Below are 7,741 nucleotides of genomic sequence, written 5' to 3'. Positions count from 1 at the left end.
AGCTGGCTTGCCAGCGAAAGCGGTGAGTCAGTCGACAGATGGTATTGGCTGATATGACGCCTTCGCTGGCAAGCCAGCTCCTACAGGGCCGTGTACGGCGCGGTGGTCGGGTTGTTCGCCCTTTGGGTACACTAGGCCGCCGCCGCTCGGGGGAGCCGGCCTGACCATTTACGGGGTGACATTACAGTGGCTGTTCGACCGCCCAACCGTTCGCGACTCACGCCACGCTGGCCTGCGTTGCGCCGCATTTTCGGCAAGGCATCGCCTGCGTCCTGTACCGCGACCGGTCGCGTGATCCACGATTACTTTCACCACAAGGCGCATGCCCAGGGCTATACCCTCAGCCACAGCCAGCAGCGAGTGATCGACTGCATGGCGCAGCACGCCACGATGTTGCTCGGGTCCTCGGCGCACACCCTGCCCGGCCTGTACCTGCACGGCGCGGTGGGGCGCGGCAAGAGCTGGCTGCTCGACGGGTTTTTCCAGGCGCTGCCGATCGCGGAAAAACAGCGCCTGCACTTCCATCAGTTCTTTGCGCAACTGCATCAAGGCATGTTCAGTCATCGCGAGCAGCCCGATGCACTGGCGGCCACGCTCGATGAGCTGCTGCTCGACTGCCGGGTGCTATGCTTCGACGAGTTTCATGTTCACGACATCGGCGATGCGATGCTCATTGCGCGGCTGTTCAAGGCGCTGTTCCGCCGGGGCATCCTGCTGATGGTCACCTCCAATTACCCACCCGAGGGCCTGCTGCCCAACCCGCTGTACCATGCGCGCTTCAAACCGGTGATCGACCTGATCAACACGCGGATGCAGGTCATGGAGGTCGGCGGCCCCCATGACTACCGCAGCCAGGCGCGAACCCACGCCCAGCAGGTGTTTACCCAGGGCCATTACGTCTGGCCGGCCACGCTGGCGCAACGTCGGGCCTTGAACCTGCCCGAGCCTGGCGCTCCCGCGCTGGCGGTGCCCGTAGGTACACGGCATCTGCCGGCCCGATACTGTGAAGGGCGAACCATTGGCTTGACCTTTGGCGACCTGTGCGACCACCCCACGGCGGTCATGGATTACCTGGAGCTGTGCCGGCGTTTCGATCACTGGGTGATCGATGAATTGCCCAATCTCGCTGAGTGTTCGATGGCGGCTCAGCAGCGGTTTATCAATCTGGTGGATGTTTTGTACGATCAGGACAAGCATCTGGTGCTGCTGGGACAGCGGTCGTTGCGGGAAAGCCTGGGGGGCGATGCGATTGATCTGGCGCGGACGCGGAGTCGGTTGGGGCAGTTGGTGGAAGTTGCCGCTATCATGTCGCCCATTCCCGGGGCACCGCGCCCTCCCCTCGATCAATAGCGAGTCTGTTCATGGACACCCTTGCCCAACTGCGCGCCGGCCAATTGTCGGGCGTCACCCGCCTCGATCTGGCCTGCGGCCTGACGGAGTTTCCCCGGGAAATCTTCGACCTGGCGGACTCGCTGGAGGTGCTCAACCTCAGCGGCAACGCCTTGAGCCGGCTGCCGGATGACTTGCACCGGCTCAATCGTTTGCGGGTGCTGTTCTGCTCGGACAACCAGTTCACCGAACTCCCCGCCTGCCTCGGTCAATGTACCGCGCTGACCATGGTCGGCTTCAAGGCCAATCGCATCGCAACAGTGCCAGGCGCGGCGCTGCCACCGCTATTGCGATGGCTGATCCTGACCGACAACCACCTCAGCGAACTGCCGACCGAGTTGGGTCAACGCCCGCACCTGCAAAAACTGATGTTGTCCGGCAACCGCTTGCAGCGTTTGCCTGAAAGCCTGGCTCATTGTCATCGACTCGAGCTGATCCGCATCGCCGCCAACCGGTTGACCGAACTGCCCGAGTGGTTGCTAACCCTGCCGAGCCTGGCCTGGCTGGCCTACGCCGGTAACCCGCTGGAAACCGAAGCCGATGCGGCCGCGCTGGAATCGGTCGCGAGCATCCCCTGGTCGGCACTGCGCCTGGAGCAGCAACTGGGCGAAGGCGCTTCGGGGGTGATTCATCGCGCCACCTGGGAACGACCGGGCCAACCGGCCACCCAGGTCGCGGTCAAACTCTACAAAGGCGAAATGACCAGCGATGGCTCGCCGTTGCATGAGATGAACGCCTGCATCACCGCAGGCCGGCACCCCAACCTGATCCGGATCGAAGGGCGGATTGTCGGGCACCCGCAGGCGCAGGCCGGGCTGGTGATGGAGCTGATCGATCCGGTGTACCGCAACCTGGCCGGACTGCCGAGCCTGGAATCCTGCAGCCGGGACGTCTACGCCAACGACACCCGGTTTAGCGCGGGCGTGGCCTTGCGGATCGCCAGCGGGATCGCTCAAGCGGCCGAACATCTGCACGACCAGGGCATCACCCACGGCGACCTGTATGGCCACAATATTCTGTGGAACGAGCAGGGTGATTGCCTGCTTGGGGACTTTGGTGCGGCGTCGTTCCATGCCACCGCGGACACCTTGGAAAGCCGTGCATTGCAACGGATCGAGGTGCGGGCGTTTGGAATTCTGCTGGGGGAACTGCTGGAGCGAATCGAGTCGGGGTTGAGCGATGAGGGGCGTAGGCGGTTGGAGGATTTGCAGCGGCGTTGCTGCGAGCCGCAAGTGCTGGCGCGGCCTGGGTTCGACGAAATTGTGCGGGCGTTGAAAAGCTGGTGACCGCTGCGCGGTCAATCGCGGGCAAGCCCGCTCCCACAATGATGCCATTCACTGTAGGAGCGAGCTTGCTCGCGATGGTCGTTAACGATGACGCGTTGTATCTGGGAGACCTATGCGCCAGATAGTTTTTCGCGAGCAAGCTCGCTCCTACAGGGTTGGGTGTACACCTGCAGGAGCTGCCGCAGGCTGCGATCTTTTGATGTTTAGCCGGCCAACCCAACAAACATATCCTGCACATCATCATGGTTGTCCAGGCCTTCGAGGAACGCCTCGACTTCTGCCATCTGCTCGTCGCTCAGGCCGCTGACCGGGTTCTTCGGCTGGTAGCCCAGCTTGGCCGACAACACCGTGAAGCCGTGGTCCGGCAGGGCTTTCTGTACCGCGTCGAGGTCCGCAGGCTCGGTCAGGAACAGGGTCGCGCCGTCTTCACCCGGCTCGAAATCCTGGGCGCCGGCTTCGATCGCGGCCATTTCCGGATCGGCGTCCGGGCTGTCCGGGGACGCTTCGATCATGCCTACGTGGTTGAAGTCCCAGGCCACCGAACCGGAAGCGCCGAGCTGGCCCTTGCGGAACGCGACGCGGATTTCAGCGACGGTGCGGTTGATGTTGTCGGTCACGCATTCCACGATCAGCGGCACCTGATGCGGGGCGAAACCTTCGTAGGTCACGCGATGGTATTGCACGGTCTCGCCCAGCTGGCCCGAGCCTTTCTTGATCGCACGTTCCAGGGTTTCCCGGGGCATCGAAGCTTTTTTCGCCTGCTCGACCACCAGCCGCAGGTGCGCGTTGGTCGCCACATCGGCACCGTTGCGTGCGGCAATGGTGATCTCTTTCACCAGTTTGCCGAAAATCTTGCCCTTGGCGTTGGATGCCGCTTCTTTGTGTTTAACCTTCCACTGTGCGCCCATTACTCACTCTCTTATCTGTGGCGCCGAGACATCTATTGGCCGACGCTTTGCGCAAGTTTATACGGCCTAAAGTTGGCAATCGACCAAAAATTCCACCCCTTGGATCGGGTGATGAATCGACATCTTCACCGGAGCTTGTAGGGCGTTTCTGAAAAGTCGATTTGCGGTGACTACAAGAGGCCATGGTTTCGTACCCTCTTCGCCTGTATTCCATGGCAGAAGCGCATTCGATGCTCAACGACAAGGAAAGCCCCTTCACCCTGACACTGCTCGAGGACGATTTGAGTTTTCAGGTGGTGCAGTTCAGCGGGCATGAAGCCCTCAACCAGCCCTATCGATTCGAGGTCGAGGTGATCGGCCTGCCGCCGGCCATGCTCTTCGACCAGCTGTTGCAACAGCCGCTGTTCCTCAGCCTGGGGCATGGCCAGGGCTTTCACGGCATCCTCCACAGCGCCAGTCGCGACTACCGCGGTGCGCAGCAGGTCGGTTACAACATGGTGCTGGTGCCCTACCTGCAGGCACTGGACGGCAACAGCCGCCGCCGGGTGTTCCATGACCTCAGCGTGCCGATGATCCTGCAACAGCTGCTGGAGGAGCATGACCTGCCCGCCGACAGCTATCGTTTTGAGTTGGCGAACGGGCACTATCCGCGGCGGCCGTTTTGCATTCAGTACGAGGAGAGCGACCTGGGGTTGCTGCAGCGCCTGTGCGAAGAAGAAGGCATTCACTATCACTTCGAACATGACCGTGACGGGCATGTGCTGGTGTTGGCCGACGACAGCCTGAGTTTCCCCCAGGCGCCGCTGTTGACGCCGTTCCAGGTGGACGCCCCGCTGGAACCTGCGCGGCCGGCGATCAGTGAGTTGTTCCAGCGCCATGACGCCCTGCCCTCGTGCCCGCGAAGGGAGGCCGGCAACCGTGGCGCGCCGAATGCCGGCGATGGCGCGGCCAACCATGCCTTTGGCAAGACTGCGCTGAGGATGGCCAGGCCTGATCCCGAGCAGGACCAACGCAGCCGCCGACAGTTGCAGCGCCTGCGTTGCCTGCAACAGCAGGTCCATGGCCAGAGCAATCACGGCGCCCTGCGCAGCGCGCGGATCGTCCAGGTGACCGCGCATCCGCTCGCCTGCTTCAACGAGCAATGGCAGGCTCATCGAGACCCGCCATCAGGGGCGACAGCCTCCGGCTCCGGCCCGGGATTGCAGTGCCCTGCTGTACCGCAATCGGTTCAACGCCATTCCCTGGTCAACGGAATTCCGCCCGGCGTTGAAACAACCCAGGCCGAGCATTCCGGGCTATCAGCCCGCGCGGGTGCTGGGGCCGGCCGGGCAACCGCCCGAGCTGGACGATCGCGGCCGGATCCAGGTCAGGCTGTGGCCATAGATGCCGCCGAGGCGGATGAGTCCGTCGGCCTCTGGCTGCCGCTCGCCGTGACCACGCCGGACGGCTGGATCGATCCCGGCAGACTGCCAAGGGCCGGCAGCGAGGTGTTCGTCAGTTTTCTCGACAGCGATCCGGACCGGCCGGTGCTGTGTGTCGGCCTGGGGCAGATTCACCCGCCTGAACCGGCCCGCCCCCGTGAACCGCGCGGCGACACGCGCTTGCTGCTTGACTGGCTGCTGAATCGCTCGGACATTCAGCGCTAGTCGTCCTTGCCAGCGCCTGTGGCAACCTGAATGGGCGTCAATCCTTATGTACCCAGGGGTTTTACGTTCAGCGGCCGATTCGGCCCGGCTGCACTTGCGGCCAGCAGGGCAGCCGGGCGGCTGTTCCAGTGCGGGATTAACACCAGCGCGGAGAACAGCGCGCAGCCGGCGAAGACGATGAACACAGTCACGGAATCGAAGTAGCCCGGCAGCAATCCACCGAGAATCGCCCCGACCGAGCCGCAGCCGTTGACGAACCCGGCGGCCGTCGCACCCGCCTTGGCGGTGCCGAAATCTATGGCGGCCGCGCCGCTGATCATGGAGTCCGGTCCGTACAAGGTCAGCCCCATGACAAACAACAGGGCGACCACCAGCACCACGCTGCCGGTGTGCAGTGCGCCCATGAACAGCGCCAGGGCCACGGTCAGCGCCAGCAGGCTGATCACGCAGGCCGGCATGCGCCGGGCGCCGAACAGTTTGTCGGAGGCCAGGCCCAGCAGGATCGGCCCGAGCAACCCGGCCAGTTCGAACGCGGTCGGAATGATCGCCGCACCGACCTTGCCCACCGAGGGCATCTGCTCGAAGACGATCACCGGGCCCCAGAGGCAGGATCACGTAGCGCGCCGGTTTCAGCAGAAAGTACGCCAGCCCCAACACCAGCACCGTGCGGTTGCGCAGGATTTCCCGCAGCGGTTCGAGGACGCTGATTGTGCTTTGCGTGTGGGCCTCGTCGGCGGTCGGTTCAGGCTCGGGTTCCACCGCCGGCAGACCGACGTCCTCGGGTTTGTTGCGCTGGAAAATGAAGAACAGTAACGCCACCAGGCCGACCACCGCCGCGCTGGAAATGAACGCCGCGTGCCAGGTGCCGATCAGCGTGTAGGCCCACCAGCCGGCGAACGGCGAGGCCACCAGACCGCCGAAGGCGTAGCAGGAACTCCAGAGCCCGAGCACCCGCCCGCGCTGCTCGGCGGGGAAAAAACTGCCGACGTTCTTGCACAACCCCGACCATCCGGTGGACTGCGCCAGGCCCTGGATCAACATGCAGGTGGCGAAGATCGGCAATGTGGCGAAGCTGCCCATTACCAGCGCCGCGGCGGCGGAAATCAGCAAGCCACCGAGCACCACGACCCTGGGCCCGAAGCGATCGGCGAGGATGCCCCAGGTGAATTGGCCGATGGCATAAGCAGCGAGGTAGATGGCGTCGAGGTTGGCCATGGCCATCTTGTCGAGGGTGAAGCCGGGGTCTTCGGCGATCCCCAGTTTGGCCACGGAAAAGGCTTTGCGGGTGAAATAGAACGCGGCATAAGCGAGCCAGGTGATCACGAAGATCTGCACGCGCCAACGTTTGAGACTGCCGATAGGGTTGTTCATAATGGTCGATAAAAACAATTTCTGATTAATAAATGAAATCGATTTATCGTATTTCCAATACAAGCTCAGCTTGTTACTGGAGGTTTCGATGTCGGTTTCCCACGCCCAGCTCAAAGCCTTCCACGCCGTGGCCGTTCACGGAAGCTTCACCCGTGCCGCCGAGCGGCTATTTCTCACGCAGCCGGCGATTTCCGACCAAGTGCGCAAACTCGAAGAGCGCTTCGGGGTGTTGTTGTTCCACCGCAATAAACGCTCGGTGCGCCTGACCGATCTGGGCGAGCGCCTGTTGAGCGTCACCCAGCGCTTGTTTGTCATCGAGGCCGAGGCGCAGGAGTTGCTGCAGGCTTCCCAGGCGCTGCAGACCGGCAGCCTGATTCTGGCGGTGGATGCGCCGGTGCATGTGCTGCCCCAGATTGCCCGATTCTGCGAGCGCTACCCCGGCATCAGCGTGAAAATCGAAACCGGCAATACCGATGAATCGCTGTTTCGCCTGTTCAACTATCAGGCTGACCTGGCGTTGCTGGGACGGGATGTCAGCGACGAACGGCTGATCTGTCTGCCGCTGCGCAATGACCCGATGGTGGCGTTTGTTTCCCGCCATCATCCGTGGGCCGACCGCGAATCCATCTGCCTGGCGGACCTGGACGACACACCGCTGGTGCTGCGGGAAATCGGCTCGGTGACGCGCCAGACCCTGGAAGAGGAAATGGCCCGGGCCGGGTTTCGCATCCGCCCGGCGATCGAGGTCGAAGGCCGGGAAGCGGCGCGTGAGGCGGTGGTGGTGGGGATTGGCGTAGGGGTGGTGTCGGCTGCCGAGTTTGGCGCGGATTCGCGGGTGTGTGCGTTGCCGATTACCGATTGCACTCGGCGATTGACCGAGACATTGGTGTGCTTGCGCGAACAGAGTTCGCGGCGGGTGGTGGCGACGTTTCTGGAGATGGTGCGTGGGAGTCTGGTTTAGGCGGCGAAGGCGGCCTTGAGTCTTGCCGCGCCCAGGAAGACGCCTTCGCCGGCAAGCCGGCTCCTACACAGGATCACCTGCATACCGCCGAATTGTGAAACACGCCAAACCCTGTAGGAGCCGGCTTGCCGGCGAAGGCGGCCTTGAGTCTTGCGGCGCCCATGAAGACGCCTTCGCCGG

4 protein-coding genes and 2 pseudogenes are annotated in these 7,741 nt (G+C 63.2%); 4 read left to right on the top strand and 2 right to left on the bottom strand.

Annotated features, from left to right (window positions below; all coding sequences use genetic code 11):
• The first annotated feature begins 186 nt into the window (after positions 1 to 186).
• Both zapE and BZ163_RS00790 read left to right on the top strand, forming a co-directional pair.
• Positions 187 to 1,350: a cell division protein ZapE gene (gene zapE, locus BZ163_RS00795; RefSeq protein WP_128869416.1), complete on the top strand. Its 1,164-nt coding sequence runs from the start codon at positions 187 to 189 to the stop codon at positions 1,348 to 1,350.
• 11 nt (positions 1,351 to 1,361) lie between these two features.
• A complete protein-coding gene (locus BZ163_RS00790; RefSeq protein WP_128869415.1) occupies positions 1,362 to 2,675 on the top strand; it encodes a protein kinase in 1,314 nt (437 codons plus the stop codon).
• 203 nt (positions 2,676 to 2,878) lie between these two features.
• Here BZ163_RS00790 and BZ163_RS00785 read toward each other — a convergent pair whose 3' ends face one another.
• Entirely contained in the window at positions 2,879 to 3,583 is a 705-nt protein-coding gene (locus BZ163_RS00785; protein ID WP_128869414.1) for a YebC/PmpR family DNA-binding transcriptional regulator, read from the bottom strand.
• A gap of 230 nt (positions 3,584 to 3,813) precedes the next feature.
• On the opposite strand from BZ163_RS00785, the pseudogene BZ163_RS00780 reads away from it, so the two are divergent.
• Positions 3,814 to 5,229 (top strand): annotated as a pseudogene (locus tag BZ163_RS00780) (type VI secretion system Vgr family protein).
• A gap of 44 nt (positions 5,230 to 5,273) precedes the next feature.
• On the opposite strand, the pseudogene BZ163_RS00775 reads toward BZ163_RS00780, so the two are convergent.
• Positions 5,274 to 6,600: pseudogene (locus BZ163_RS00775) on the bottom strand (MFS transporter).
• A gap of 88 nt (positions 6,601 to 6,688) precedes the next feature.
• Here BZ163_RS00775 and BZ163_RS00770 point away from each other — a divergent pair.
• Complete coding sequence (locus BZ163_RS00770; protein ID WP_128869413.1) at positions 6,689 to 7,561, top strand: LysR family transcriptional regulator; 873 nt, start codon at positions 6,689 to 6,691, stop codon at positions 7,559 to 7,561.
• The last annotated feature ends 180 nt before the right edge of the window (positions 7,562 to 7,741 follow it).

The organism is Pseudomonas sp. VI4.1 (assembly GCF_002029345.1).
In the GTDB taxonomy this organism is placed as follows: Bacteria; Pseudomonadota; Gammaproteobacteria; order Pseudomonadales; family Pseudomonadaceae; genus Aquipseudomonas.
This window is presented reverse-complemented; position numbering and strand designations above follow the sequence as displayed.